27 protein-coding genes, 1 tRNA gene and 1 other RNA gene are annotated in these 23,572 nt (G+C 70.4%); 11 read left to right on the forward strand and 18 right to left on the reverse strand.

Going from position 1 to position 23,572, the window contains the following annotated elements; genetic code table 11:
- Positions 1–36: 36 nt before the first annotated feature.
- Positions 37–627, forward strand: a complete 591-nt coding sequence (locus BKA15_RS24660) for a TetR/AcrR family transcriptional regulator (protein WP_179755305.1) — start codon at positions 37–39, stop codon at positions 625–627.
- Between the two features lie 31 nt (positions 628–658).
- Here BKA15_RS24660 and BKA15_RS24665 read toward each other — a convergent pair whose 3' ends face one another.
- A complete protein-coding gene (locus BKA15_RS24665; protein ID WP_179755307.1) occupies positions 659–1,336 on the reverse strand; it encodes a winged helix-turn-helix transcriptional regulator in 678 nt (225 codons plus the stop codon).
- Between the two features lie 107 nt (positions 1,337–1,443).
- Between BKA15_RS24665 and BKA15_RS24670 the strand changes: the two genes are divergently transcribed.
- The 3 genes from BKA15_RS24670 to BKA15_RS24680 all read left to right on the forward strand — a co-directional run bounded on the left by BKA15_RS24670 (position 1,444) and on the right by BKA15_RS24680 (position 2,741).
- Positions 1,444–1,869, forward strand: coding sequence for a tautomerase family protein (locus BKA15_RS24670; RefSeq protein ID WP_179755309.1), 426 nt, complete (start codon positions 1,444–1,446; stop codon positions 1,867–1,869).
- 156 nt (positions 1,870–2,025) lie between these two features.
- Positions 2,026–2,568 carry a hypothetical protein gene (locus BKA15_RS24675; protein WP_179755311.1) on the forward strand — a complete coding sequence of 181 codons (543 nt, stop codon included), beginning with the start codon at positions 2,026–2,028 and terminating at the stop codon, positions 2,566–2,568.
- Positions 2,565–2,741 carry a hypothetical protein gene (locus tag BKA15_RS24680; RefSeq protein WP_179755313.1) on the forward strand — a complete coding sequence of 59 codons (177 nt, stop codon included), beginning with the start codon at positions 2,565–2,567 and terminating at the stop codon, positions 2,739–2,741. Before BKA15_RS24675 ends, BKA15_RS24680 begins: the two co-directional genes overlap by 4 nt.
- A gap of 59 nt (positions 2,742–2,800) precedes the next feature.
- Here the strand turns inward: BKA15_RS24680 and BKA15_RS24685 are convergent.
- Positions 2,801–2,873: transfer RNA gene (locus BKA15_RS24685), tRNA-Lys, on the reverse strand.
- Positions 2,874–3,000: 127 nt separating this feature from the next.
- On the opposite strand from BKA15_RS24685, the gene BKA15_RS24690 reads away from it, so the two are divergent.
- Positions 3,001–3,807 (forward strand): TetR/AcrR family transcriptional regulator, encoded by an 807-nt coding sequence (locus BKA15_RS24690; RefSeq protein ID WP_179755315.1) that lies wholly within the window; start codon positions 3,001–3,003, stop codon positions 3,805–3,807.
- Here BKA15_RS24690 and BKA15_RS24695 read toward each other — a convergent pair.
- The 5 genes from BKA15_RS24695 to BKA15_RS24715 form a co-directional block, all read right to left on the reverse strand.
- Complete coding sequence (locus tag BKA15_RS24695; protein ID WP_179755317.1) at positions 3,768–4,181, reverse strand: phospholipase A2 family protein; 414 nt, start codon at positions 4,179–4,181, stop codon at positions 3,768–3,770. The two genes, BKA15_RS24690 and BKA15_RS24695, sit on opposite strands and share 40 nt — an antisense overlap.
- 92 nt (positions 4,182–4,273) lie before the next feature.
- Positions 4,274–5,830 (reverse strand): phytoene desaturase family protein, encoded by a 1,557-nt coding sequence (locus tag BKA15_RS24700; RefSeq protein WP_179755319.1) that lies wholly within the window; start codon positions 5,828–5,830, stop codon positions 4,274–4,276.
- The gene (locus BKA15_RS24705; RefSeq protein WP_179755321.1) at positions 5,820–6,518 is read right to left on the reverse strand and encodes a lysoplasmalogenase; all 699 of its coding nucleotides are present in this window, start codon (positions 6,516–6,518) and stop codon (positions 5,820–5,822) included. The genes BKA15_RS24700 and BKA15_RS24705 overlap by 11 nt, the downstream gene beginning before the upstream one ends.
- A gap of 2 nt (positions 6,519–6,520) precedes the next feature.
- Positions 6,521–7,351 (reverse strand): glutamine amidotransferase, encoded by an 831-nt coding sequence (locus tag BKA15_RS24710; RefSeq protein WP_179755323.1) that lies wholly within the window; start codon positions 7,349–7,351, stop codon positions 6,521–6,523.
- The gene (locus BKA15_RS24715) at positions 7,351–8,628 is read right to left on the reverse strand and encodes a MurT ligase domain-containing protein (protein ID WP_179755324.1); all 1,278 of its coding nucleotides are present in this window, start codon (positions 8,626–8,628) and stop codon (positions 7,351–7,353) included. Before BKA15_RS24715 ends, BKA15_RS24710 begins: the two co-directional genes overlap by 1 nt.
- Before the next feature lie 437 nt (positions 8,629–9,065).
- On the opposite strand from BKA15_RS24715, the gene BKA15_RS24720 reads away from it, so the two are divergent.
- From BKA15_RS24720 to BKA15_RS24735, 4 genes are all read left to right on the forward strand, one after another.
- The gene (locus BKA15_RS24720) at positions 9,066–9,491 is read left to right on the forward strand and encodes an Imm1 family immunity protein (RefSeq protein ID WP_179755326.1); all 426 of its coding nucleotides are present in this window, start codon (positions 9,066–9,068) and stop codon (positions 9,489–9,491) included.
- A gap of 434 nt (positions 9,492–9,925) precedes the next feature.
- Positions 9,926–10,816: a hypothetical protein gene (locus BKA15_RS24725; protein ID WP_179755328.1), complete on the forward strand. Its 891-nt coding sequence runs from the start codon at positions 9,926–9,928 to the stop codon at positions 10,814–10,816.
- Between the two features lie 388 nt (positions 10,817–11,204).
- On the forward strand, positions 11,205–11,675 hold the full coding sequence (locus BKA15_RS24730; protein WP_179755330.1) for a hypothetical protein: 471 nt from the start codon (positions 11,205–11,207) through the stop codon (positions 11,673–11,675).
- Positions 11,676–11,707: 32 nt separating this feature from the next.
- A complete protein-coding gene (locus BKA15_RS24735; protein ID WP_179755332.1) occupies positions 11,708–12,130 on the forward strand; it encodes a hypothetical protein in 423 nt (140 codons plus the stop codon).
- 97 nt (positions 12,131–12,227) lie between these two features.
- On the opposite strand, the gene rnpB is transcribed toward BKA15_RS24735, so the two are convergent.
- Positions 12,228–12,624, reverse strand: an RNA gene (rnpB, locus tag BKA15_RS24740) — RNase P RNA component class A.
- A 121-nt stretch (positions 12,625–12,745) separates the two neighbouring features.
- Between rnpB and BKA15_RS24745 the strand changes: the two genes are divergently transcribed.
- A complete protein-coding gene (locus tag BKA15_RS24745; protein WP_179755334.1) occupies positions 12,746–13,684 on the forward strand; it encodes an ABC transporter substrate-binding protein in 939 nt (312 codons plus the stop codon).
- 10 nt (positions 13,685–13,694) lie between these two features.
- Positions 13,695–13,889 carry an SPOR domain-containing protein gene (locus BKA15_RS24750; RefSeq protein ID WP_179755336.1) on the forward strand — a complete coding sequence of 65 codons (195 nt, stop codon included), beginning with the start codon at positions 13,695–13,697 and terminating at the stop codon, positions 13,887–13,889.
- Between the two features lie 12 nt (positions 13,890–13,901).
- Here BKA15_RS24750 and BKA15_RS36570 read toward each other — a convergent pair whose 3' ends face one another.
- From BKA15_RS36570 to BKA15_RS24795, 10 genes are all read right to left on the reverse strand, one after another.
- Complete coding sequence (locus BKA15_RS36570; RefSeq protein ID WP_281385310.1) at positions 13,902–14,030, reverse strand: hypothetical protein; 129 nt, start codon at positions 14,028–14,030, stop codon at positions 13,902–13,904.
- Complete coding sequence (locus BKA15_RS24755; protein ID WP_179755338.1) at positions 13,988–14,608, reverse strand: type 1 glutamine amidotransferase; 621 nt, start codon at positions 14,606–14,608, stop codon at positions 13,988–13,990. The genes BKA15_RS36570 and BKA15_RS24755 overlap by 43 nt, the downstream gene beginning before the upstream one ends.
- Entirely contained in the window at positions 14,605–17,277 is a 2,673-nt protein-coding gene (locus tag BKA15_RS24760; protein ID WP_179755340.1) for a PEP/pyruvate-binding domain-containing protein, read from the reverse strand. The genes BKA15_RS24755 and BKA15_RS24760 overlap by 4 nt, the downstream gene beginning before the upstream one ends.
- Before the next feature lie 33 nt (positions 17,278–17,310).
- Positions 17,311–18,309: a DUF2510 domain-containing protein gene (locus tag BKA15_RS24765; RefSeq protein WP_179755342.1), complete on the reverse strand. Its 999-nt coding sequence runs from the start codon at positions 18,307–18,309 to the stop codon at positions 17,311–17,313.
- A gap of 76 nt (positions 18,310–18,385) precedes the next feature.
- Positions 18,386–19,414: a sulfate/molybdate ABC transporter ATP-binding protein gene (locus BKA15_RS24770; protein ID WP_179755344.1), complete on the reverse strand. Its 1,029-nt coding sequence runs from the start codon at positions 19,412–19,414 to the stop codon at positions 18,386–18,388.
- A complete protein-coding gene (locus tag BKA15_RS24775; protein ID WP_312879268.1) occupies positions 19,411–20,298 on the reverse strand; it encodes a sulfate ABC transporter permease in 888 nt (295 codons plus the stop codon). Before BKA15_RS24775 ends, BKA15_RS24770 begins: the two co-directional genes overlap by 4 nt.
- Complete coding sequence (cysT, locus tag BKA15_RS24780) at positions 20,291–21,106, reverse strand: sulfate ABC transporter permease subunit CysT (protein WP_179755346.1); 816 nt, start codon at positions 21,104–21,106, stop codon at positions 20,291–20,293. Before cysT ends, BKA15_RS24775 begins: the two co-directional genes overlap by 8 nt.
- The gene (locus tag BKA15_RS24785; RefSeq protein ID WP_312879270.1) at positions 21,103–22,113 is read right to left on the reverse strand and encodes a sulfate ABC transporter substrate-binding protein; all 1,011 of its coding nucleotides are present in this window, start codon (positions 22,111–22,113) and stop codon (positions 21,103–21,105) included. Before BKA15_RS24785 ends, cysT begins: the two co-directional genes overlap by 4 nt.
- A 223-nt stretch (positions 22,114–22,336) precedes the next feature.
- Positions 22,337–23,260, reverse strand: a complete 924-nt coding sequence (locus tag BKA15_RS24790; protein WP_179755350.1) for a DUF2510 domain-containing protein — start codon at positions 23,258–23,260, stop codon at positions 22,337–22,339.
- 6 nt (positions 23,261–23,266) lie between these two features.
- On the reverse strand, positions 23,267–23,563 hold the full coding sequence (locus tag BKA15_RS24795; protein ID WP_179755352.1) for a thiamine-binding protein: 297 nt from the start codon (positions 23,561–23,563) through the stop codon (positions 23,267–23,269).
- Positions 23,564–23,572 lie beyond the last annotated feature (9 nt).

The following is a 23,572-nucleotide window of genomic DNA, read 5'->3' on the forward strand; positions in this document are numbered from 1 at the left end:
CCTTCCTGGTAATTCAACACTTGTAGAATAACACGCATGGCGCGAGGACGAAGGCCCGGCGGACCGGATACCCGGAAGGCGGTGCTCGACGCGGCCAGGCGACGGTTCGCCGAGGTCGGGTACGCCCGCGCGTCGCTCAGGTCGATCGCGGCCGAGGCTTCGGTCGACCCGTCGCTCGTCGTGCACTACTTCGGCTCCAAGGAGGGGTTGTTCCGGGCCGTGATCGAGTGGCCGTTCGACCCGGCGGTGTTCCTTGATCAACTCGCGGCGGCGGGACTGGACGGGCTGGGGCGCCGGCTGGCGGCCGGCTTCCTCGGCATGTGGGAGTCGGCCGACACCGGTCCGCGGCTGCAGGCCGTCTTCCGGGCCGCGGTCACGGATGCGGCCGTGGCGGCCCTGATCCGCGAGTTCCTGACCGCGATGGTGGTCGAGCGGCTGGTTCCGGTGATCGGCCGGGAGCGGGCGGAACAGCGGATCGAGCTGGCTCTGGGCATGCTGCTCGGCCTCGCTGTCGTACGGCACATCCTGCGGGTCGAGCCGCTCGCCGGGCTGCCGGTCGACGAACTCGTCGACCAGGTTGCTCCGGCCGTGCAGCAACAACTCGACGGGGCGCTTCCCGCGGATTGATGGATCGGGCCGCCTGCTCAGTGCGACAGCTTCATTCCGGGTCGGCAGCCGGCCCGGCCGGCTCGGGCAGCGGGAAGAGCTTGAGGAAGCGCCGCGCCGTTGCCCGGTCACCGTCGAGCCGCAACTCGCCGGACCGCTCCGCCTCCGCCGGCCGCCGGCCCTCGTGCAGCAGGGCGGTGAGGACGGCGGGATCGGTGTCGACCGTCACGTCCGCATCCACGGCGTCGTCCCGGGTCACGTCGATCCGCCCGTCCTCGATCCGGACCCGGAAGCGGTCCTCGCCGAGCCGAAGGCCGACGGTCGCGGCGAAGCCGTCCGCGGCGGCCGGGTCGAAGAGCGCCCTGAGCGAGAGCATCAACGAGTCGACGCTGATCGGTGCGCCGCTGGGCATCGACCGGGAGCGGCTGCTCCACCGGCCGAGCGCGGTCACGATCGGCTCGAGTTCGGAACCCCAGGCGGTCAGTTCGTACACCCAGGATCCGGCCGGCGGAGCGAGCTTGCGCCGCTGGACGATTCCCGCGGCCTGGAGCTCCCGAAGCCGCTGCGTCAGCACGTCCGGACTGGCGCCCGGCATGCCGGTTCGAAGATCGGTGAACCGCTTCGGGCCGAGCAGCAGGTCCCGCACCACGAGCAGGGCCCACCGTTCCCCGACCAGATCGAGGCCGTGCGCCACCGCGCACCTGTCGTCGTACCTGCGCTTGCCCACCACGCGAACCAGCCTACCTGTAGGTCCGACTGTCCATGTCATTAGTTGGTAATTCCAACTGTAAAGTTGTAGTCTCCAAGTCAACCCATCGTCAGAACAGGAGATCCGACATGCCGCAGTTCCTCATCGAGGCCCCGATCGGGGTCGAGGTCGACAGCAAGAAGAAGATGATGAAGAAGATCACGGAGGCGATCGACGAGGCCTACCGCATTCCCGACGTCAGGATCTGGCTCCGGGAGTATCCGGCCGAGAACGTCGCCCAGGACGGCGTCGTCGGCGCGGAACCCGTACGCCCGCTGTGTTTCCTCGAGGCCCCCGAGCTCGACAGTCTCGAGGCGAAGCGGACGATGGCCGCGAAGATCCACGCTGCCGTCGACGAGGCCTACCGTGGCATCGCCAACACCGGTGAGACCTTGATCCTGATGAATCACTACCCGCTGGAGAACGCCGGCTGGGCGGGCCGGCTGCAATCCGACGACCCGCAGGCCGTCGCGGCGATCCGGGAACTCAACCAGCCGAGTCCGGCCGGCGCTTAGCGGGCAAGACGTTGTCGCCGACGGTTGGGCGAACGCCGATCGAACGGCGGCCGAAGGTCCCGTGTTGATCTTGGTGGATCGTTGACACATGATCATCCGGCGAGGTGTGCTGCTGGTGGTGGGGCCGGATCCGGGCTCCGGGCTGTGGGAGGCATCGTGCATCGCATCAAGATCATCTCGGCGCTCGTCGGAGCGCTGGCCGTCGTGCTCGGGGGCGTACTGCCCGTGACGGCTGCCCAGGCGAAGCCGACCGCCGCCGATCCGACCAACTGTGTGGCTTCGGCGATCGACCTGAACGGCAGCGAGACCAGTACGGCACCGTTCACCGGAACCGGCACCCTCGACTGCACCGCACCGACCGAGTTCACGCTGCGGTTCCTGGTGAACGGTCAACAGGTCAAGCAGACCACCACCTCGACCGGCGCGGGCACCGTGACCGTCGACGGCACTCTCTCCGCCGCCGAGGCGCCCGGCCTGCAGGGCGGTGAGAAGATCTGCTTCGAGGTGCACTCCTCCGGCGCCCGCGAGGCGTCCGGCTGCCTGATCACGCCGACGCCGCCCGCCGGCTCCGGCGACTGCGTCGGCCTCCGCTCCGACGTCGAGCGCTTCGCCGTCAGCGACCCGAACGAGACCCGCTTCCTCGGCGACCCACCGTCCGCTGCTACTACCCGACCGACCTCGGCGGCCGGCTCACCGTGAACGGCACCACGGTGATGTCCTTCTCCTACCCGGATTCGCCTCCCGGCGACATCCCGGTCTTCGAGGGCGTGCCGGCCGCCGAGGTCGACGACCAGCCCGGCGACGAGGTCTGCTGGTTCGGCCAGGCCTACGGCTACGACGTGGTCGGCGCCTGCGACACGTACGACGACTGAGAACCAGCCCTGACAAGGCGAAACCCCCGGCCGGATCACTCCGGCCGGGGGCCTTTCTGTGCGCCATCAGGGACTCGAACCCCGAACCCAGTGATTAAGAGTCACTTGCTCTGCCAATTGAGCTAATGGCGCGCGGGGATGACTGTAGCAAAGGTAGGGCGGAGTCGCGAAATCAGAATCGGGCGGCGCCGCTCCGGGCCCGGGCCGGCCACGATCACTACGATCAGCACCCTGCGGAGGGTGACCAGGAGGTGCTGAGATGCCACGCCGATCCGGTGCGGAGACCCAGGCCCTGTTGTTGGAGACGGCCAAGGAGTTGCTGCTCGAACGGGGTGTGGCCAACGGGGTGGCTCACATCAGGCTGCAGGAGGTGGTCCGCCGGACCGGGCTGACCACGGGTGCCGCCTACCGGCTCTGGGCCGACCAGGAGGACTTCCATCGCGACCTGGCGGCGACGGTCGTCCGCTGGCGCCAGGACGCACCGGTGGACAGCACCGAGGAAGCCGTCGGCGCCCTGCTCGAGGCCGAGTCCAGCCTGGACGAGGTGATCCGGATCGCGTCCGCCCGGCACGTCGAGACGTTCACCGCCGCGACCGCGGGAAGATCACGATCGTCCCGGCTCTTCCTGCTCGCCCTGGCGGTCCGCGCCACCGCTCAGGCCTGCGACGGGCTGCGCGACGCCAGCCGGGACCGGCATGCCGAGTCGGTGGCCGAGTTCATGGCCTTCTACCAGCGGGTCATCGACCGGTTCGGCTACCGGCTGCGGCGGCCGTACACCCTGGAGCAGTTCGCCGAGGCGATGGCGGCGCTAGGCGAAGGGTTCGGGTTGCATGCGCTGGAGGGGCTGGAACATCCGGATGTGATCATCGGCGACGACGACGAGGCCGCCGCCGGGACCTGGACGCTGTTCGGCATCTGTGTCCGCGGGCTGGTCGGCGAGTTCCTGATCATGAAAGACCCGGCCGGGCCGGAACCGGACGCTGCCGATTCCGACCCGGCCGGGTCGGCGGGGGATCAAGATCAAGATCAGGAGAAGACCGTCTTCACGCGGACGACGGCCCAGTAGACCTTCGCGGTGTCCAGGCAGGCGCCGCGCCGCGGGTCGTACCACTTGTAGGTGTAGCGGCACTCGCTCGACATGTTGCGCAGCAGATCGGCGTCGCACGAGCTGCGCCTCTTCTGCTTGTACTGGATGCACATGTCGTGCCGTGCACACGGACCGCGGAAGTCGGCGTTCTTGCCCGGCGTCGGGAACGAGTCAGGCGACTTGGTGCAGTAGTCGTGCAGCGTCCGCTGGTGTTTGGTGTTCGGGTTGTAGACGTAGTTCGACGGGATGGTGATGTGCTTCGCATCGGCGGCCGCGGCCGGCGTGATGCCGAGGGCGGGGACGATGAACAGGGCCAGTACGGCCCCCAGGATGAGTCGGACGGCGATCTTCATGGCAGGCTCCTCGGTCCGCAGCCACCGGGAGGTGGCCTCCTGGTACCGATGCTGGCCGACCGTGCGCCCGCTTGTACAGAAAGATCATTTATTTATCCCCGGGCCCGGTGATCAAGGAGCTCGAGGACGGCCTGGGCGGCGTTGTGGCCACCTATCCCGCTGACCGCGCCGCCTCGGACGGCGCCGGCACCGCAGAGCAGGATCCGCGGGTCGTCGGTGGCCACGCCCCACCGTTCGGCAGCGGTACGGGGAGCGTCCGGCCCGGCCAGCCACGGCCAGGACAGGTCGCCGTGGAAGATCTGGCCGCCCGGCATGCCGAGCTCGGCCTCGATGTCGAGCGGGCTCATCGCCTCGACACACGGACGACCGTTCAGGTCGGTGGCGAGGCAGTCGTCCAGCGGCTCGGCCAGCGCGTGCTGCAGGCTGCGCAGGGCAGCGTCACGGACCAGGTCCCGGGTCCGGTCCGGGTCGGCGCGGAACAGCCGGGCCGGGGTGTGCAGGCCGAACAGGGTCAGCGTGTGCCAGCCGGCGGCGTCCAGCCCCGGGGCGAGGATCGAGCGGTCGGTCAGCGTGTGGCAGTAGACCTCGCAGGGCAACGGATCGGGGATCCGGCCGGCCTCGGCCGCCTCGGCGGCTCGGTCCAGGTCGCCGGCGGACTGGTGCAGGTGCAAGGTGCCAGCGAAGGCCTGTTCGGGATCTCGGCCGGAGCGCAGCCGGGGCAGCCGGCGGAGCACCATGTTGATCTTGATCTGAGTGCCTTCGGAGACCTCGGCGGGGGTACGGCCGCGGAGCCGGTCCAGCACGGCCGGCGCGCAGCCGGCCAGCACCAGTCCCGCCCGCAGCTCGGTTCCGTCCGTCAGCTCGAGGACGCGATTGTCGCCCTCTTCGCGTACGGCCTCGACCCGGGCCCCGAAACGCAGGTCGGCACCGGCAGCCCGGGCGGCCCGCTCGATCTCGGCCGCCACGGCTCCCATGCCGCCGACCGGGACCCGCCATTCCCCGGTGCCGTTGCCGATCACGTGGTAGAGGAAGCAGCGGTTCTGCCGCAGCGAAGGGTCGTCCAGCCGGGTGTCGGTGCCGATCAGTGCGTCGGTCGCGACGATCCCGCGCACCACGTCGCTGCCGAAGCGCTGCCGCAGCAGGTCGCCCAGCGGGCGCTCGACCAGCCCGTGCCAGAGCGCCGGATCGATCATGGCGCGGACCTCGTCGACCGGGCGCAGCGGCTCGGTCAGGGTCGGGGCGATCGCCGCCGCGATGTCAGCGAGTTGATCATGGAACTCGCCCCAGGCCGGATAGTCGGCGCTGCCGGCGAGCCGGGCGAACGACACGGCCGTCTCGTCGCCCTCCGGCCGTTCGACCAGGATGCCGTCGTCCCCGACCGGCGTGTACGAGGCGACCGGCCGCGACCGCAACTCGATCTCGAGTCCGAGGTCGGCGACGATCCGGTCGGGCAGCAGCGAGACCAGGTAGGAGAACCTGGACAGGTTGGCCGCGACGCCCGGGAAGACCGGCTCGCTCGCGACCGCCCCACCGAACCGATCCCGGGCCTCACAGACGACGACCTGCAGCCCGGCTCGGGCGAGGTAGGCCGCAGCGACGCCCGCATTGTGGCCGCCACCGATGATGGCGACATCCGGGTCACCCGGCACGATAGGCCTCGGCCGGCACCCGGGCCAGCACCGCGATCGCCAGCACCGCCTGCGCGCCGAGGTAGGTGATCATCACCCAGGCACCCTGCGTCGGGAAGTTCATACTGGGCACGAACAGCATCAGGGCCAGGATGGTGTCGGAGACGAAGAACAGCAGCCCGCCGATCACTCCGAGCCGACCCAACCCGGTGGCCAGCACGGCCATCGTCCCGACCAACAGGGCGTAACCGATCACCGGGATCGCCACGGTGCCGGCGTACGGGACCAGGAACACGATCATGGCGACGGTCGCGATCGCGTACAAGATCAAGAACTGCGGCCGCCGTCGCGCCACACTGTTCCGCCAGTACGGCAGGAACGCAATCAGGTAACAGATCTGGGCGACCGCGAAGAACGCGATCTTGACGATCACCTGTTGGCCGAACGCGTCGCCGAGCCAGGAGAACACGATCGCGGCGAGCAGCCAGCGGACCAGCGCCCCGGCCGGCCGGACCCGCGCCAGCACGTAGCCGAACAGCAGCGGCATCGGAAAGAAGATCAGGATTCGGGTCAGCGTCTTCGCCCCGGCGAACTCGGCCGCTATGTCGGCGATGCTCATGATCAGGAAGGCCCCGAACCAGAGCTTCGTGGCCAGCGTTGGCAGGATCGTTCGCCGGGCGGCTCCCGCAAGGCCGTTCCGTATGGTCATGATCAGTGGGCCGTCCTCATGGCCGCCAGGATACGCCGACGACGGAGCTCATCGACATCAGTACGCACCAGAGAACGCAGCGAGCGGTCCAGGACCAGGCCGAGGATCCGGTCGGCCAGGCCCGGGTTGCGGGCCAGCACCGGGCCCTGCAGGTTGGTCCCGATCACCGATCCGGTCACGGCGCCCTCGGTGCCGTCGCCACAGTTGCCCTGGCCGACGCTGATCATGGCCAGCGGGTCCGCGCCAGGCCCGAGGTGGGTCACCCCGGAGTGATCTTCGTAGCCGGTCACGATCTGCGGATCGGAGGCGGCCTGGTCGGCGTCGAGGCCGGGTTCCGGCGGGTGGGTCTCGTCGGCCGGGGCCCGCTCCGATCCCTTGCGCTCGGTCGCGATCCGGTTGCCGGCCAGCAGATGCAGGCGGCCGACGACCTCGCCGCGTGCGGGTTCGGTGCCCGGCACCGTCTCGACGTCGAGCAGCCCGAGACCGTCGATGCGAGCCCCGTCGGGGGCCGGGAAGGAGCGGCCCAGCAACTGGTAGCCGCCGCCGGTCGCGAACACCATGGCGCCGGCCGCTGCCGCCCGGGCGAGGCGGCCGTCGGCGGCCAGCAGCTGAACGGCGGCCACCTGGGCCGGGCCCTCCGCGCCGCCGATCAGATACAGCCGGGCGTCGGTCGGCACCGGCTGCTCGTGGCTGACCAGCCGCAGCCGGGGCCGGAAACCGCGCCACTCGAGGCGCCGCGCCAGCACCTCCGCGTTGCCGGCGTCACCGGGGGCCCGGAGCAGGTCGGGGTAGACCACGACGATCCCGACCTCCTCGCCGGGTGCCTGGTTCATCAGCGTCCGCCGAGCCGGAGCAGGGCCCGGAACGCGCCCGGGGTGGCGATCACGTCGGCGCCGCGGCGGTGCCCGGCGAGGGCGGCGGCGGGCTCCGGCACGTCCCGGCAGTCCAGTCCGGCGTGCCCGAGGCGGACCGCGACGTCGGGCGCCCGCGGGCCGGTGGCGATCATGGTCCGGCCGGCCAGCGGTGCCGGATCACAGTCCCACAACCAGGGCAGTTCCGTGTCGTCGGTGGCCATGATCACGGTAGGGTTCTCGATCATGGACAGGGCGTCGGTGAACTCGGCCGGGTGGCGCGCGACGATCAACCGCGCCATGGTCTCGCCGAGCTTGATCGGAGTGAACCGACCGAGGGCGTCGTCGCACTGACGCATGCCGACGAAGACCGTACCGGCGTTGATTCCGAGCGTTCCCGCAGTGGCAAGGGCGAAGCAGGCCTGGTCGATGATCAGCCGGCCAGGCAGCGGTAATCGAGGATCCCAGACCTGGCCCTCGGCGTCGGTGATCTTGCCGTCCTGCACCACGTAGTCCGGCTCGGGCTGGCGGTAGTCGCGACGCGGGCAGCTCCAGCCCGGATGATCATCGGTGTTCCAGGTCAGGATCGAGCCGCAGCCCGGGCACAGAAGTTGATCATGGTACGTCCTGGTACCGCGAACCCAGATCGCCCGCCGGGCGGAGCCGGCCGCGAGCACGGTCATCGGGTCGTCGGCATCGGCGATCACCGGAACGACTGCATGGATCCGGTCGATCGCCGCGCGTAATCGGCGGGCCTGGGCGTAGCGCTCGTTCGGTGCCGCCCCGGAGCTGTTCACCAGCACGATCGCCCGTGGCAGATCGCCGGTGGCGAGCAGTTCCACCGCGTCGTCGGGCCGGGCGGCGATGACGGCCAGTTCCGGGACGACCCGGCCGGTCAATGCGGCGACCACGCCGTCCAGCCCGTCGTCGGCCTCAGTCTGCGCCAGCGGGCGTTCATGGGTGCCGTGCGAGGCCCGTACCGCCGCCACCAGCAGGCTGGACAGCACCGTCGTCCCGTACTGCCCGACCACCAGGACCCAGGGCTGCCGCCGGACCACCCTGGACAGGGCGGCAGGATCCACCCGGCGAATCACCTGGCCACGGACCGCGGCACCGTCCTGGCGGGTGATCCGGCTCGCCGCAGCAGCGACGCGGCCGGCCAGGGACGCCACTCCGAAGCGGGCACGCGACGATGCAGCGGTCGCGGGCACCCCCCGATGCGCTGCTGTGGTCCGTTTGCCTTCCGGCTCCCTGGACATGGGCCCTATTGTTGCCGATCAATCGACCCGGTGCCGCCGGGCCGGGCCTGCTGCGCCTCAGGATCCGCTCAAGTCCCCCAGGAAATTGCCCTGACCAGGGGCGGAGATCCCGATCTCGGCACTCGATCGAAGCCTGCGAGGCTGTGGATAACCCGATCGCCGCGGTCCACCTCCGGATCCTGGGTGCCGCCGCCCCGTACCTGAGCGTCGGAAGGGCCAGGCTTCGGTGCCCGCGCCCGGCGGGAGGTCCCGAGTTGATATCGGCAGCGCCCGTCGGGGTGACCTGCTGGCCGAGATAGGGGACTATGGGTTCTGGCGGACGATGCGGTCAGACGCCGGCATGCGGGTGAGGACGGGAGCGTGCTGGTTTTCCGGTCGGGGGTGCGACCGGTGACCGGTACGTTCGGCATGTCCTGAAGTGCATCCAGTGCGGGAGGATGATCATGGTCGAAGCATGGTGGCAGCACGGAGCGGCGTCGATCCTGTCCACGGCCGGCGATGTCGACACGATGATCGACAGCATGGTCCGGTCCGGTGCCGACTACTCGGTGGCCTCGTTGACCTGTCCGGACCGGCCGACCCTGCCGAGCGGACTGCCCGATCACGAACTGCGGATCGCGGCGCTCTGCACGAGGGGAGGCATTCTGTACGGCGGTCCCGCGGACGGCGAGGACGGCACCTGGTACGCGGTGGGCACGCTGGCGGACGAACCGCCGGTCGAATACTTCCACTTGGGCAAGGACGAGGAGTGGCCCGCCGACTCGCTGGTCCCGATCGACCTGGTCCGGGCCGCGGTGAAAGACTTCATGATCAACGGTGGCGAACGGCCGACCGGCGTCGAGTGGCGGCCCTGGCCCGGCTGATCGTCGCCGGACGGTGAGTTTCGCGCGGTGAGGGTGCTGCAGAATTCGGTCCGTCGGAACCATCGCTGAGATCGTGCGGGTCCTGCCCTGCTCAAGGCGCACGATCGGAGTGAATTTCAGCCGGTCAGTCGCGGCGGAAATCCACAGCGGTCGGGTCGTGAGGTGGACGTCATCAGCTGACCGGCAAGTGGCACGAATCTTGCACCTTGCTGCAGGGGGACCCCGATTTCCGCCCACGCTCCTTCGCTGAGCGGACGCCTTGACCTCCATGTCGGGAGGCGGATTCGCCGGTCAGGGCGTCCGCTCGACGACGTCGCAGCACCAACAAGATCTTCCGCGGCGTCGCCCGACGGGTGCCGAATCCGCAACAGGCTCAATTCGCCGCGCGCCACTGGAATTCGGATTACCATCGTCCCACCTTTGAGCGTTGGGGCGTGGGGATGATCACTGGTCGCGGAGGCCGGGACAAGCGGGTGCCGTTTCGGCTCGCGGCGGACGGCTGGCCGGCTACCTTGCAGCGAGGCGGCGCGGGCCAACGACTGTTCGTCGACAACCCGGCCATCATCACCGAACCCGGAGCGACCTGGCAGCAGTTCGAGCGGGCCATGTTCAACATCCACCTCGGCGGGACGGCCAAGATCACCTGGCGCGGACGCCAGACCGCGGCTGATCAGCTGCTGCTCGACCATGTCCCGCTCGATGGTGCCAGGATCGTCGAGATGGGGGCGAGCGACGGGAGCACCGCGGTCGACCTGATCGGCCGGCTCGGCGACCGGTTCGCCTCGTACCTGATCACGGACAGGTTCGTCCGGATCGAGGCGGTGAAGTACGGCGGCTGGACGATTCTGTTCCGGGACGGCCTCGGGGTGGTCGTCGCCGGTCGCCGGGTCGTCGCGTGGCCGCAGATGGCGTCGTGGATGGCCAAGGCGCTCGCCCCGATCCTGGCGGCGGCGGCACGTCGCCCCCGGACCGAGATTCTGATGCTGAACCCTGACGCCCGGGCCATCCTGGACCGGGACCCGCGAGTGACCTGGGCCGAGCACGACGTCTTCGTACCGCTGGCGGAACCGGTCGACGTGATCAAGGTCGGAAATCTGCTGCGCCCGGTCTACTTCACCGATGATCAGATCCGGGTCGCGCTGCGAGCGATCCATGCGAGCCTGGCCGAATCGGGGCACCTGCTGGTCGCTGATCATCTTCGGGAGTCCGCCGGCAGCCTGTTCCGGCGCACCGAGAACGGTTTCGAATCGGTGGCCCTGACCGAGCCGCGATCGGAGATCCACGACCTCGTGGTTCAGCCCGGTTTGATCGGTGACCCCGTCTGACCACCGGAATCGAGCGGTCACTCGTGCAGCGACACGCCGCAGAGACAGCTGCTTTGTGACCGGTCGGCGGGTGATGGGGGACGAGCCGGTCGGTCAGCCGGATTCCAGACGAACATGCCCTGACTAGGGAGTATGTCCACACTGCTCCGTCTCAGCTCCATCCGGCGCGCGCAGTGCAGTCCCTAGTCCCAACTCGCGCCGTCCGGCCAGACCACCACCACGGGGGTGCCTTGCTGCCGGGCCAGGCCGACGACATCGGCGGTCCCGCCGTAACCGCGAGCGGGGCGGCCCGACCCAGACGGCGATCAGCCGGTCAGCGTTGTCGATCATGATCCGGCTTGCGTCCAGGTGCGCTCCGGAGGTCGACTCCACCCATGGGAGCCGCAGGATGTCGGCCGCCTGGCCGAGCAGGTCGCCGTACTCGGCGAGGGCTTCGGCCGGGAGCCCATCGGGGTACCTGCTGCACGACTGCCGGGCCGGCGCGACTGCGGCCACCGAGTACGCGACGGCGATTGGCCGCCGGTTGGCCGGGCTCGAGGCCGACCCGGTATTCACGAACTGCCAGGACTACCGGGCGCACACTCTGTTCGGTCGGTTCACCATACGGCAGGAGAAGAAGGGCGCGGCGATCGCGTGGGGCGCGTACTCGAAGGAGCATCTCACCGGGGATCTGTACGTCCTCACGGTCCGGCTCAACGGGAAGAAGTTCGACGCGAAGTCGCAGAACTACCCGCCGCACGGGTCGATCCCGGCCGGCACCGCCAGGAAGTACTCGGGCAAGACGCTCGACATCACCGGCAAGGTCACGAAGGGCGGCAAGCTGATGCTCGCCTATAGCATGCGCTGCCGGGTGCTATAGGCGTTTCCCTGCGGATCGACGGAGGCTGAGGCATGGCAACACACGCGGAGACGGTGGCGGGACTGCGGGAGTTCGTGGAGCGGCTGCAGCGAGACATCGCCGGGGCGGATCCTGCCGCGGTCATCGGGATCTACGACCTCGGGTCAGAGTCGTGGATCATCGAGCCGTCGCCCGACCGGCCGGAGCCACCCGAGGATTTCGGTCCGGACGGGCTGGTCGGCCGGATCTACGGATCCGACTTCCTGCTGTCCGGCGACGATCCGGCGGAATTCCTGGCGCATTTGGCCGACAGAGTTCAGGACGACGTGATCGACGAGCTCGGGCGATCTTGGCCGGACGTCGAACATGACGGCCGGACCGTGCACCTCGAGCCGGTCGTGCAGCACGGCGTAGCCGCCTGGGGGTATCGCGGCCAGCCGGTGCGCGCGATAGGCGAGCTCAACGCCACGCTCTAGGTCGTCGGTCGGCGCCATCCACGCGATGACGGGCCAGCCTTCGCCTCGGCGAGGATACGGCGGCTCGCCGTTCGGGTGGTCAGGCGGTCAGTCATGGGGGACGAGCCGGTCGGTAAGCCGGATTCTGTTCTCACCGTACGGTGAGCGACGATCATCCATCTGCGACCGCTGTTGCCAGCGGCCTGGTGCGATCTACCCGGAGACTCGGGCGAGCAGCCCTCGGGCGTCTCCGCAGATGCGCCCGCGGGCGCATCCTCTTGATCTTGCTCCGGGTGGGGTTTACCGAGCCACCCCAGTCACCTGGGGTGCTGGTGGTCTCTTACACCACCGTTTCACCCTTACCTCCTCGCCGGCGGACCGGAGAGGGAGGCGGTCTGTTTTCTGTGGCACTGTCCCGCGGGTCGCCCCGGGTGGGTGTTGCCCACCACCCTGCTCTGTGGAGTCCGGACTTTCCTCGGTGCCGCCTGCGGCGCCGCGATCGTCTGACCGGCTCGTCCACAGCCATGGTAGCCCGCACGACACCTCCAGGGTTCTAGGTTAGCCTTTCCTTACCTAGGAGAGGGGACTGAAGTGGCCGAAGGGCTGACCGGTACGCGCCGGCGAGGGATTGCGATCATGATCGTCGTGGCGGTGGTCGCGCTGCTGGCCGCGGCCTGCGGGCAGGGTGCCGGGGCGGCGCCGGCGGAGGATCGGCCGCAGGTCACGATCGAGCACACGTTCGGCGCGTCGACGTTCCCGGCGAATCCGCAGCGGGTGGTCACGTTCAGTGCCCCGTGGACCGACGCGCTGGTCGCGCTCGACGTACCGATCACGGCCGAGTTCATCACCCGCAACTACTCCGGCGACAACGGCGCCTTCCCGTGGACCCCGCAGCACGAGTCGGAGAAGGTCGTCGGGGCCGACAACACCGACATCGACTACGAGAAGCTGGCCGCGCTGCAGCCGGAGTTGATCTTGGCGGGCTACCAGACCCAGGAGGCCTACGACCGGCTGTCCGCGATCGCCCCGACGATCCCGGTGATGGACTCCACCGCCGTCCTCGATTCCTGGCAGGACGTGACCGCAGCGGCCGGAAAGATCTTCGGCAAGCAGGCCGAGGCCGATGCGCTGATCGCCGACGTCACGACCAAGATCGACAAGTTCAAGGCCGACTTCCCTGCCGTACAAGGAAAGACGTTCAGCTACGGGCAGTTCACCGGTGATCAGTTCGGGCTGGTCGCGGCCGACACCGATCCGGCCGCGCGGGTCCTCGGCGAGCTCGGGCTCACCCTCGATCCCAAGTCCAAGAAGGAGGGCAAGGGCTCGGCGCGGGTGCTGGTGTCGCTGGAGAAGGTCGAGGTGCTGGACGCCGATCTGGTGATCATGTGGCCGTTGACCGGCGGCGAGGAGGTGCTCGAGGAGGCGGTCGGCTGGTCCGACCTGGCGGCCGTCCGGCGAGGTTCGTACGTGATCGTCGACGACACCACCGCGTCCGCGCTGGCCAGCCCGAGCATCTACTCGGTGCCCTGGGCGCTGGACCATCAGCTCCGCCCGGCGGCCGCCGAGCTGGGGTAATTTCGTGGTCATGACCGACCCGGAAGAGCAGTGGTGGTACGACCTCACGACGAAGCAGGTGGTCCGCGGGCGGAAGCTGGGCAAGGCCGTCGACCGACTGGGCCCGTACGCCAGCCGGGAAGAGGCCGAGCAGGCGATGGAGCGGGTGGCCGAACGCAACGAGCAGTGGGAGCACGACCCGAAGTGGAACGACGACGAGGAGTGACGCCCTCGGGACTCAGCGGGCGGTGACCGCCTCGGCGAACGCCGTGAACATCCGCACGCCCGCGGCGTCGATCGGCTCGGCGACGGCGTCGTAGTCGGTCAGCAGCCGGCTCCGACCGTCCGCGCCGAGATCGGCGGCCATCTCGGGCACCTCGAGCCAGTCCGCCAACAGCGCCCGGTCGGCCTCCAGGTGGAACTGGGTCGCGAAGACGGCGTCGCCGAGCCGGTAGGCCTGGTTCGGGTGCCGGGGGAGCGGGCCAGCACGGTCGCCCCCGGCGGCGGGTCGACGATGTCGCCGTGCCAGTGCACCACCGGCTGGACGGTGCCCGGCGGGCCGAGCGGACCGTCCGCGACCACCTCGACGGTGCCGATCCCGGCCTCCCGGTCGGCGCCGGGGTACAGTGCCGCGCCCAGCGCGGTCGCGATCAGCTGATGGCCGAGGCAGACCCCGAACATCGGCACCCCGGCAGCCGCGCACTCGCGGACCAGCTGCGCCTCGACCGCCAGCCCGGGATACGCCTCGACGTCCAGTGCGCCCATCGGCCCGCCGAGCAGCACCAGCCCGGCCAGCGTGTCGACCGCCGGCGCGTCGGACCGATCGCGGGCGCCGGCCAGCAGTGCGGTGGTCCAGCCGATGCCGTGGTCGGTGAGCACCTCGCCGAGCCGGGCCGGTCGCTCCCACGGGACGTGCTGGACGACCAACACGGAGCGGTGGTTCACCGACGGTCGGCCTTCCGGCGGCGCAGCCTGCGGAACAGCAGAGCACCGACGCCGACGGCGGCAGCCACCCCGGCGATCACCGGCACCAGGGAGCGGCGCCGTTCGGCGGCCGCGGGCGTCGCCGAGTCGGCCTGCTCGATCAGCGTCACCTGACCCGCGTCACCGTCGACGGTGATCTGTTCCCCGCTGCGGATCCGGCGGGTCGCCGACCCGGTGCCGAGGACCGCCGGGATGCCGTACTCGCGGGCGACGATCGAGCTGTGGCTGAGCGGCCCGCCGATGTCGGTCACCACCGCGGAAGCCTTGGCGAACAACGAGGTCCAGGCCGGCGTCGTGATACTGGCGACGAGCACGTCGCCGGGTTCCAGCTGCCCGAAGTCGGCCGGCCCGCCGAGCACCCGGGCCGTGGCGGTGACCGAGCCGGCACTGGCCCCGATTCCGCGCAGCACCGGGCCGGTCTCGTTGCCGGACACCGCCGGCATCCAGCGCGCGAACAGCCTGGCCCAGCCGTTGTCGGGCAGCATCTGCGGCGGCGTGGCCAGCCGCTGCCCGCGCCAGACGGCCTTCCGTTTCGCGATCTCGTCGGTACGGGAGCCGAGCACGACGCCGGACAGCCAGTCCTTCAGCTCGGCGTCGCGCAGCCAGAAGACCTGGTCCGCCTCGTCGATCACGCCGTCGCGGACCAGCCGCCGGCCCAGTTCGCCGAGCAGCTGGCGCAGCCGCGGCCAGGCCAGCCCGACGTCGGCCAGCGCGTCCTCGCGGATCGGGGCGAACCGCTGTGCCTGGGCCACCAGCCGGCGGAACACGGAACGGCGGACCGGGTCGAGCCGATCGGAGAGCTCGCGGACCAGCCGGTCCCGCCGGGCGGCCGCTTCGGCCTGCCGCCGGTGCGGGTCGGTGCCCTGGCCGGTGAGGAAGAACCGCAGCGTGTCCAGCACCGGGTCCGGGTCGTCGGCCGGCACCGGTTGTGCGAAGTCGAGGTTGTACGTGGTGTGGCCGAACCGGGCCAGATGATCATGGAACCGGGACCGGAACTGGTCCGCGTCGGCCGGCTCGTGTGTCGCCTGGTCGTTCAGCAGCCATTCCTTGAGTTCCGGCCGCTCGGCGGCCCAGGCGGCGAGGTCGTACAGCGACTTCTCGGCCAGGATCGGCAGCGAGTCGTAGCCGAGCAGCAGGGTCGACGCGGGCGGGTCGCCGGCGCGCCGGACGGCCCGGTCGTAGAAGGAGGTCAGCGCGGTCTCGCTGCTGGCCGCGGGCGGAATGATCGTCTGCACCACGGTGTAGTAGGTGGCGCCGGCCTCGAGCAGCTCCGCGACGCCGTCGTAGAGGTCGGCCGACGACAGCCGGGCCAGGTCGCGGGCGGTCCAGTCGGCCACGATCCGCTGGTACGCGGGGTGCGCGTCGTCCCGCCACCGCTCGACGAAGCCGGCCCGCCCGGTGATCGCCTTCATCGCCGACGGCAACGCGGTGAGAACGCGGCCGAACGCCGAGATCTCGTACGCGTAGTAGGCGTAGCCGTTGATCATGGGAAAGGTCATCGCGCCCGGCGGCAACGCCTCCTTGCCGAGCAGCTCGGCGAAGATCCCGGTCAGCGAGCGCGACACGGCGCCGTTGATCAGGTCGCCGAACAGCGGCGTCAGCGGATCCGGCAGTTGCTCGACGATGCTGGCCCGGAAGTACCAGCTGTTGGCCCGCGGCACCTCCCAACTGGTCGGCACCTCACCGGTCTCCTCCGGCAGCGCGGTGATTGGGCGGGCCTGCACGATGAAGAACTCGCCGTCCCGGCGGGCCCATTCGATGTCCTGCGGCGTGCCGTAGTGATCACTGACCCGGCGGCCGAGCGCGGCCAGTTCGGCCGCTGCCCCGTCGTCGAGGACGGCCAGCCGCCGGCGATGTTCGGGTACGGGCCGCTCGGCGGTCCCGTGGCCGACATAGCGGGTCTGCACCGCCTTGTCCGCGGTGTGCCGTTCGATCACCCGGCCGGTGCCGTCGACGACCAGGTCGTCAGTGTTGACCGCGCCGCTGACGATCGCCTCGCCGAGGCCCCAGGCGGCCGCGATCACCGCCTGGTCCCGGCGCCCGTTGGTCGGGTTCGCCGTAAACATCACGCCGGACGCCTCGGATTCGATCATCAGCTGCACGACGACGGCGAGACTGACCTGATCCGGCGCGATGCCCTGCCGGGCCCGGTAGGCGATCGCCCGGGCCGTCCACAGCGACGCCCAGCAGCGCCGTACCGCGTCGAGCAGTTCGGCGTCACCACGGATGTTGAGGTACGTGTCCTGCTGGCCCGCGAAGCTCGCGTCGGCCAGGTCCTCGGCGGTCGCGGAGGACCGGACGGCGACCCGCGCATCCTCGCCCAGTCGGTGATAGGCGGCCAGGATCTCGGCCGCCATCGCCTCGGGCACCGGCCCGGCGAACAGGCCGGCGATCGTCTCGGCCGCGGCCTGCAACCGGCTCGGATCGTCGGTGTCGGTCGCGGCCGCCGCCATGATGGCTGGGCCGATGCCGCTGTCCCGGACGAACGCCCGGTAGGCGTCGGTGATCACCACGAAGCCCGGTGGCACAAGGAAATCGGCGCCGGTCAGCTCGCCGAGGTTGGCGCCCTTGCCCCCGGCCGTTTCCAGGTCGGACCTGCCGATGTCTGCGAACTGCCGCACCAGATTCACGGAGGGCACGTTACTCCCGCAGTTCGGCCGCGTTCAATCGACCCGGAGCCCCTTGATCACCGTGTCCATGAGCGGAATCCGTTGGCTGTCACCGATCGGGACCAGTCCGACGAAGCCGGACAGCCGGTCCCGCCGGCCGTCGTCGACGAAGATCACCACGACCCGGTCGCCGTCCACCGAGATGTCGGTCCGGTCGACCCGGACCTCGGCCATGATCATCCAGGCCGGGCGCCCGTCCACCGTGATCGCCTTGTTCTGCAGGTCCTTCCGGCCGGAGAAGTGTTCGAAGCCGTCGCCGGTGATCATGCACTGCAGGGTGTGCTCGGCCGCCTGCTGCTGGTTGCCGAACAACCCGGCCCGCTGCACCTCGCCCACCGTGAACGAGGAGGCCCAGCCCGGCTCGGTGACCTGGAACTGGGACGCGGTGTCATAGAACCAGGCGAGCCGCGGCCTCGGTTGCGGCGCCGCGTAGCCGGCGACCATCGGGTACGAGAGCCGGCCACCGTGCACCCGCCGGTCGGCCGGCTTGGCCGGGCCGCGGGTCGGATTCCCTTCTGGACAACGCAGCCCTCCTTCGGACGGGTTCGGTCTGGACGGCCGGCGGGAGGCGAGTGTGGAGGGCAGCGGGGTCGGCCGCGGCGAGGGCGCGGCGGTGGGGCTGCTGTCGTCCCAGGCCGAGGCGGCCGGCGGGTTCGGTCCGGTCAGCCCGAGGTCCGGGCCGCGCCAGAGCAGCAGGCCGCCGGCGGCGACGATGATCAACAGCAACAACGCACCGGCGATCGCCAGGACCAGGCGGCCGCGGCGGGTCGGTGCTGCCGCCGCGCGGGCCGGCTGGTAGTGCGGGTCGATCGCCCGGGCCGGCTCCGCGGTGCTGCCGACCGGGGCCGTCCCCGAGGAGCGGCGCGGGGCGCCCTCGGCCGGGGGAGCGGTGCGCGGGTCGGTGGTGGTTGTCGCGGACCAGGACTGGCCGTCCCAGTAGCGGTAACGGCCGGACGTACCGTCCGGATCCGGGTACCAGCCCGCAGTCGACATCAATCCAGGCTACCGTCCGGGCTGCCGGCTCGCGACCGTCATCATGATCAACTGGACAGGGGCCACGCGGCCGGGCTCAGGACGCGGTCACGGCAAGATCGAGCTCCCGCTCCGGTACGGCAGCGCCGCCCATCGTCAGGCCGGTGGCCGGGAGATCGGGGGCGCCCGGTACGTGGCGGAGCCAGACGTCGGTCCCGGTCTCGACCCGGTGCGCGGCCGCCTCGGCCCTGGTCAGGAACACGGTGACCGGCTCGCCGGGGCCGGTGATGTCGACCTCGAGCCGGACCTCGAAGCCGACCCTGGTGTAGCGGACCACCCGGCCCGGCACGCCGCTGTCCAGCGGTGCGGTCGCGAGCTCCAGGTCGTGCGGCCGGACCAGCCGCCCGGCCAGCGTGGTGACCGGTCCGAGGAAGCTCATCACGAACGGGTTGGCCGGCCGGTCGTACAGCTCGTCCGGGGTGCCGACCTGCTCGACCGAGCCGTTGTTGATCACCACGATCTGGTCGGCGATTTCCAGCGCCTCCTCCTGATCATGGGTGACGAAGACGGTCGTCACGTGCACCTCGTCGTGCAGCCGGCGCAGCCAGTCCCGGAGTTCCTTGCGTACCTGGGCGTCCAGGGCACCGAACGGCTCGTCCAGCAGCAACACCGCCGGCTCGATCGCCAGCGCGCGGGCCAGCGCCATCCGCTGCCGCTGCCCGCCGGACAGCTGGGCCGGCAGCCGGTCGGCGAACGGGGACAGGTGCACCAGCGCGAGCAGTTCCTCGACCCGGGCCGCGATCTCCGCCTTGGGCCGGCGCCTGATCTTGAGCCCGAAGCCGACGTTCCCCGCGACGGTCAGGTGCCGGAATGCCGCGTAGTGCTGGAAGACGAAGCCGACGTTGCGGCGCTGCGCCGGCAGCCGGGTGGCGTCCTGGCCGTTGATCTCCACGGTGCCGGAGTCGGCCTCCTCCAGCCCGGCGATGATCCGGAGCAGGGTGGACTTGCCGCCGCCGCTCGGGCCGAGCAGCGCGGTCAGGCCGCCGCTCGGGATGTCGACCGAGACGTCGTTCAGCGCCACGAAGTCGCCGAAGCGCCGGCTGATCCGGCTGGCTCTGATGCTCATGATCTTTCCTTCGCAGTTCCGTGGTTCGGGCGGAGCAGGGCGACGATGATCAACGCGATCACCGCGGTGAGGGCCAGCACGAAGGCGGCCGTGTAGGCGGTCGTGGTGTTGGCCACGCCGAACTGCTGGTAGCGCTCCTCGACCAGCAGTGTCGCGGTCTGGGTGCGCAAGGCGACCCCGCCGGAAACGATCTTGACCGCGCCGAACTCGCCCAGCGACCGGGCCAGGCTGAGCACGATCCCGTACAGCAGAGCCCAGCGGATCGCCGGCAGCGTGATCCGGGCGAACGTCTGCAGCGGTGAGGCGCCGAGGCTGCGGGCTGCTTGTTCGGAGTCGGTGCCGAGCTCGGTCAGCACCGGGACGATCTCACGGACCACCAGCGGCAGGCTGATGAACGTGGTGGCCAGGATGATCCCGAGCGGGGCGTAGATCACCTGGAGCCCGATGTTCTCCAGCAGCGGCCCGAACCACCCGGTCCGGCCGCCGTACGCCAGCAGCAGGGCGAGCCCGACCACGACCGGCGACACCGAGAGCGGCAGGTCGATCAGTGCCGACAAGAGGCGCCGGCCCGGGAACCGGGTCCGGACCAGCAGCAGCGAGATGCCGACCCCGAACACGGTGTTGATCAACACCGCCCAGAACGCGACCGAGACGCTGAGCTGGAAGGCGAAGATCACCTCCGGCTGGGACAACGCGTCCAGCACCGGGCCGATCCCGCGGGCGAACGTCGCCTGCGCCACCAACGCGGTCGGCCAGATGATCAACAGGAACAGGTAGCCGATCACGATCAGCCGCAGCGCCCACCGGACCGGTCCGCCGGCTTTCCTTCGCGGCGGGCGATCCGGCCGGATCGGCGTCTGCTCGCGCACCAGGGTGTCAGTCACGACGGGCCACCCTCCGGGAGATCACGTCGAGTGCGATGATCACGGCGAGCGCGATCACCAGCAGCAGCGATGCGACCGCCGCGGCGCTGGTGAGTTGATCACCCTCGACGTAGGACAGGATCCGGACCGAGGCGACCTCGGTGGCGTACGGGAGGTTGCCGGACAGCAGCACCAGCGACCCGTACTCGCTGATCCCGCGCGCGAACGACAGTGCGGCCCCCGACGCGATGGCCGGGGCCAGGGCCGGCAGCACGATCAGCCGGAACGTGGTGAACCGGCCGGCGCCGAGCGACGCCGCGGCCTCCTCGACCTCCGGCTCCAACTCCAGCAGCACCGGCTGCACGGTCCGGACCACGAACGGCACGGTGACGAAGAGCAGCGCCAGGAACACGGCGATCCGGGTGTTCGCCCAGTTCACGCCGAGCGGGCTGCCGGGTCCGTACAGGGTGAGCAGGACCAGCCCGGCGACGATCGTCGGCAGCGCGAACGGGATGTCGATCACGACCTCGAGCGCCCGCTTGCCCCAGAACTGATCCCGGACCAGCACCCAGGCGATCATGGTGCCGATCACGACGTTGACCGCGGTCACGCCGGCCGCCTCGCCGACGGTCAGGGCCAGCGCCGCGAAGGTCTGCGGGCTGCTCAGTGCAGCCCAGTAGCCGGCCCAGCCGCCGGCCGAGGCCTGGACCAGGATCGCCAGCAACGGGATCAGCACCAGCAGACTGAACCAGAGCAGCGCGACGCCGAGCCCGAGGCCGGACCCGCGGGTCAGCGTGCTGACCCGCTGCGAGGCGAGCGAGGTGCTCATTTCTGCCGGTCGGTCTCGGCCTGGATCCGCGGCACCAGACCGGTCTGGTCGGCGAAGAACTTCTCGTTCACGCTCTTCCAGCCGCCCAGGTCGTCGTTGATCGTGAACAGCCGCAACGGCGGTGGGAACGGGTTCGCCGGGTCGTTGGCGCCGGCCACCTCGCCGACCGCCACGCCCTCGACCACCGGCCGGAATCCCTTGCCGGCAAAGGCCTGCTGGCCCTCCGGGCTGAGCACGAAGTCCAGGTAGGCCCGGGCCTTCGGATCGGCGTCCTTCAGCACCGCGCCGGGGTTTTCGATCTTGAGCGTGTCGTCCGGCACCAGGTAGTCGAACGTCTCGCCGGACTGCCGGGCCAGGATCGCCTCGTTCTCGTACGAGATCAAGACGTCGGCCGTGCCCTGCAGGAACGCGGTCGTGGCGTCCCGGCCGCTGCCGGGCAGCGCGACCACGTTGCCGAAGAACTTGCGCAGGTAGTCCTCCGCCTCGGCCTCGGTGCCGCCGGCGGAGATCACCTGCTGGTAGGCAGCGAGGACGTTCCAACGCGCCGAGCCGGACGAGGCCGGGTTCGGCGTCACGATCCGTACCCCGGGCTTGATCAGATCGGCCCAGCCGGTGATCTTCTTCGGGTTGCCCGGGGCCACCGCGAGCACCACGACCGAGTCGGACACGATCCCCTTCGTCGGGCCGTCCTTCCAACTCGGATCGACCAACCCGGCGTCGACCAGCCGGGTCACGTCGCCCTCGAGCGAGAAGTTCACGTAGTCGGCCTTCAGGCCGTTGACCACGGCGCGGCTCTGATCACCGGAGGCCCCGTAGGACTGCTCCCAGGTGACCCCGGCGCCCTCGGGCGTCTTGGCCCAAGCCTCCTGCGCCGCCTTGTTCGCCTCGGCCGGAACGGCGAACCCGACCAGGTGCAGCGTGGTGCCGCCCGGGCCGGACCCGACTGCGCCACCGACGCAGCCGGTCAGCGCGAGCAGGCCGGCGACGACGCCGGCGAGCAGGACCACGGCACCACGTCGTACGCGCCGCCCCCGAATGATTCCGACTCGATCGGTATTGTCTGTCGACATAGGGGGGAATATAGGCATACTCGGGACCCGTTGGGACGGCTGTCCGGTCGCCGAGACGCAGACGAAGTGCACTGAGCAAGGCGGAAGTGCCGAGCCTGACCTGTCTTGCCTCCTTCGACAAGCTCTGGACATGCTTCGACAGGCTCAGGGAACGCTGTGGCTAGTCGACCCGCAGGCCGGCCTTGGTCGAGTCGAGGACGGCGAGCAGGCGCTGGTCGCCGATGGTGCCGGCGCCGAGATAGAGGCCGAAGGTTCCCGGCCGGCCGGTGTCGACGACGATCACGTCGACGGTGTCGCCGTCGGCCTCGATCTCCGGGTCGTCGATCCGGATGTCGGTCCGGATCCACCAGCCCTGCCGGCCGTCGATCGTCACCGCCTCGGACTTCAACGGGTCGGTGCCGGTGAAGTGGGCGTAGAAGCTCGAGCTGGCCACGCACTGGACGACGCTCTCGGCCGCCTGCCGCGGCGCGGCGAATCCGTCGGAGCGGCGGAGCTCGCCGACCGCGAGCAGGGAGAACCAGCCGGGCTCCTGGGTCTGGCTCTGTGAGGAGACGTCGTAGGCCCAGGAGATCCCGCCGTTCGGCCGTTCCTCGTCCCAGTCGGGCAGCCGAGGGAAGGACAGGCCGCCGCCGTGCACCCGGTCGTCGATCGGGTGCTGCTTGCGGTCCAGCGGGTCGCCGGTCGGACACTCGGTGAGCGGCCGGGCGGTCGACGACCCGGACGGACTCGGTGTCGGTGAGGGGCTCGAGCTCGGTGACGGGCTGGGCGTCGGCGACGGGCTGGGGGAGGGAGTCGCGGTCGGGCTGCTGTCGTCCCAACCCGTCACCGTCTCCGTGGGTACGGGAGCGTCGGTGATCCGGACCGGCCGGTCGCCGAGCTGACCCGTGACGAAGACGATGATCAACCCGATCACCAGGACCAGCGCGAGGGCGCCGATGATCAAGGGCGTCCTGCGTCGCTCCCGCCCGCCGGGCGGCGTCCGCCCGGGTTGGTCGGAGGTCTGCTGGGACCAGGTGCGACCGTCCCAGTAGCGGTAGCGGCCGGGCGCGCCGGACGGATCCGGGTACCAGCCGGGTGTCGACACCGCGGTTCAGTCCAGCAGATCTTCGACGCGTTGCACCTTCGCGGTCAGCTGGCCGGTGTGCCCGGGCCGGATGTCGGCCTTGATCACCAGGCTGACCCGGTCGGCGTGGGCGAGCACGGCATCGGTGGCCTGTTTGATCACCGCCATCACCTCGTCCCACTCGCCCTCGACGTTGGTGAACATCGCGTTCGTCTCCGAGGGCAGGCCGGAGGCGCGGACGATCCGTACCGCCTCGGCGACGGCGGCGGCCACCGATCCGTCCGGGTCGGTAGCGGCGGGGGCGATGCTGAAGGCGACGAGCATGCCGCCATT

Origin of the sequence: Microlunatus parietis (genome assembly GCF_013407955.1) — a bacterium.
GTDB classification, from domain to species: Bacteria; Actinomycetota; Actinomycetes; order Propionibacteriales; family Propionibacteriaceae; genus Microlunatus; species Microlunatus parietis.

Coding starts and splice junctions, on each gene's coding strand:
- cysT (WP_179755346.1), bottom strand. CDS start 21,106: ATGAGCACCTCGCTCGCCTCGCAGCGGGTCAGCACGCTGACCCGCGGG.
- BKA15_RS24745 (WP_179755334.1), top strand. CDS start 12,746: ATGATCGTCGTGGCGGTGGTCGCGCTGCTGGCCGCGGCCTGCGGGCAG.
- BKA15_RS24720 (WP_179755326.1), top strand. CDS start 9,066: ATGATCATGGTCGAAGCATGGTGGCAGCACGGAGCGGCGTCGATCCTG.
- BKA15_RS36570 (WP_281385310.1), bottom strand. CDS start 14,030: ATGGCCGCCGATCTCGGCGCGGACGGTCGGAGCCGGCTGCTGACCGAC.
- BKA15_RS24695 (WP_179755317.1), bottom strand. CDS start 4,181: ATGAAGATCGCCGTCCGACTCATCCTGGGGGCCGTACTGGCCCTGTTC.
- BKA15_RS24690 (WP_179755315.1), top strand. CDS start 3,001: ATGCCACGCCGATCCGGTGCGGAGACCCAGGCCCTGTTGTTGGAGACG.
- BKA15_RS24765 (WP_179755342.1), bottom strand. CDS start 18,309: ATGTCGACTGCGGGCTGGTACCCGGATCCGGACGGTACGTCCGGCCGT.
- BKA15_RS24795 (WP_179755352.1), bottom strand. CDS start 23,563: ATGCTCGTCGCCTTCAGCATCGCCCCCGCCGCTACCGACCCGGACGGA.
- BKA15_RS24660 (WP_179755305.1), top strand. CDS start 37: ATGGCGCGAGGACGAAGGCCCGGCGGACCGGATACCCGGAAGGCGGTG.
- BKA15_RS24770 (WP_179755344.1), bottom strand. CDS start 19,414: ATGAGCATCAGAGCCAGCCGGATCAGCCGGCGCTTCGGCGACTTCGTG.
- BKA15_RS24750 (WP_179755336.1), top strand. CDS start 13,695: ATGACCGACCCGGAAGAGCAGTGGTGGTACGACCTCACGACGAAGCAG.
- BKA15_RS24715 (WP_179755324.1), bottom strand. CDS start 8,628: ATGTCCAGGGAGCCGGAAGGCAAACGGACCACAGCAGCGCATCGGGGG.
- BKA15_RS24735 (WP_179755332.1), top strand. CDS start 11,708: ATGGCAACACACGCGGAGACGGTGGCGGGACTGCGGGAGTTCGTGGAG.
- BKA15_RS24670 (WP_179755309.1), top strand. CDS start 1,444: ATGCCGCAGTTCCTCATCGAGGCCCCGATCGGGGTCGAGGTCGACAGC.
- BKA15_RS24730 (WP_179755330.1), top strand. CDS start 11,205: ATGTCGGCCGCCTGGCCGAGCAGGTCGCCGTACTCGGCGAGGGCTTCG.
- BKA15_RS24710 (WP_179755323.1), bottom strand. CDS start 7,351: ATGAACCAGGCACCCGGCGAGGAGGTCGGGATCGTCGTGGTCTACCCC.
- BKA15_RS24705 (WP_179755321.1), bottom strand. CDS start 6,518: ATGACCATACGGAACGGCCTTGCGGGAGCCGCCCGGCGAACGATCCTG.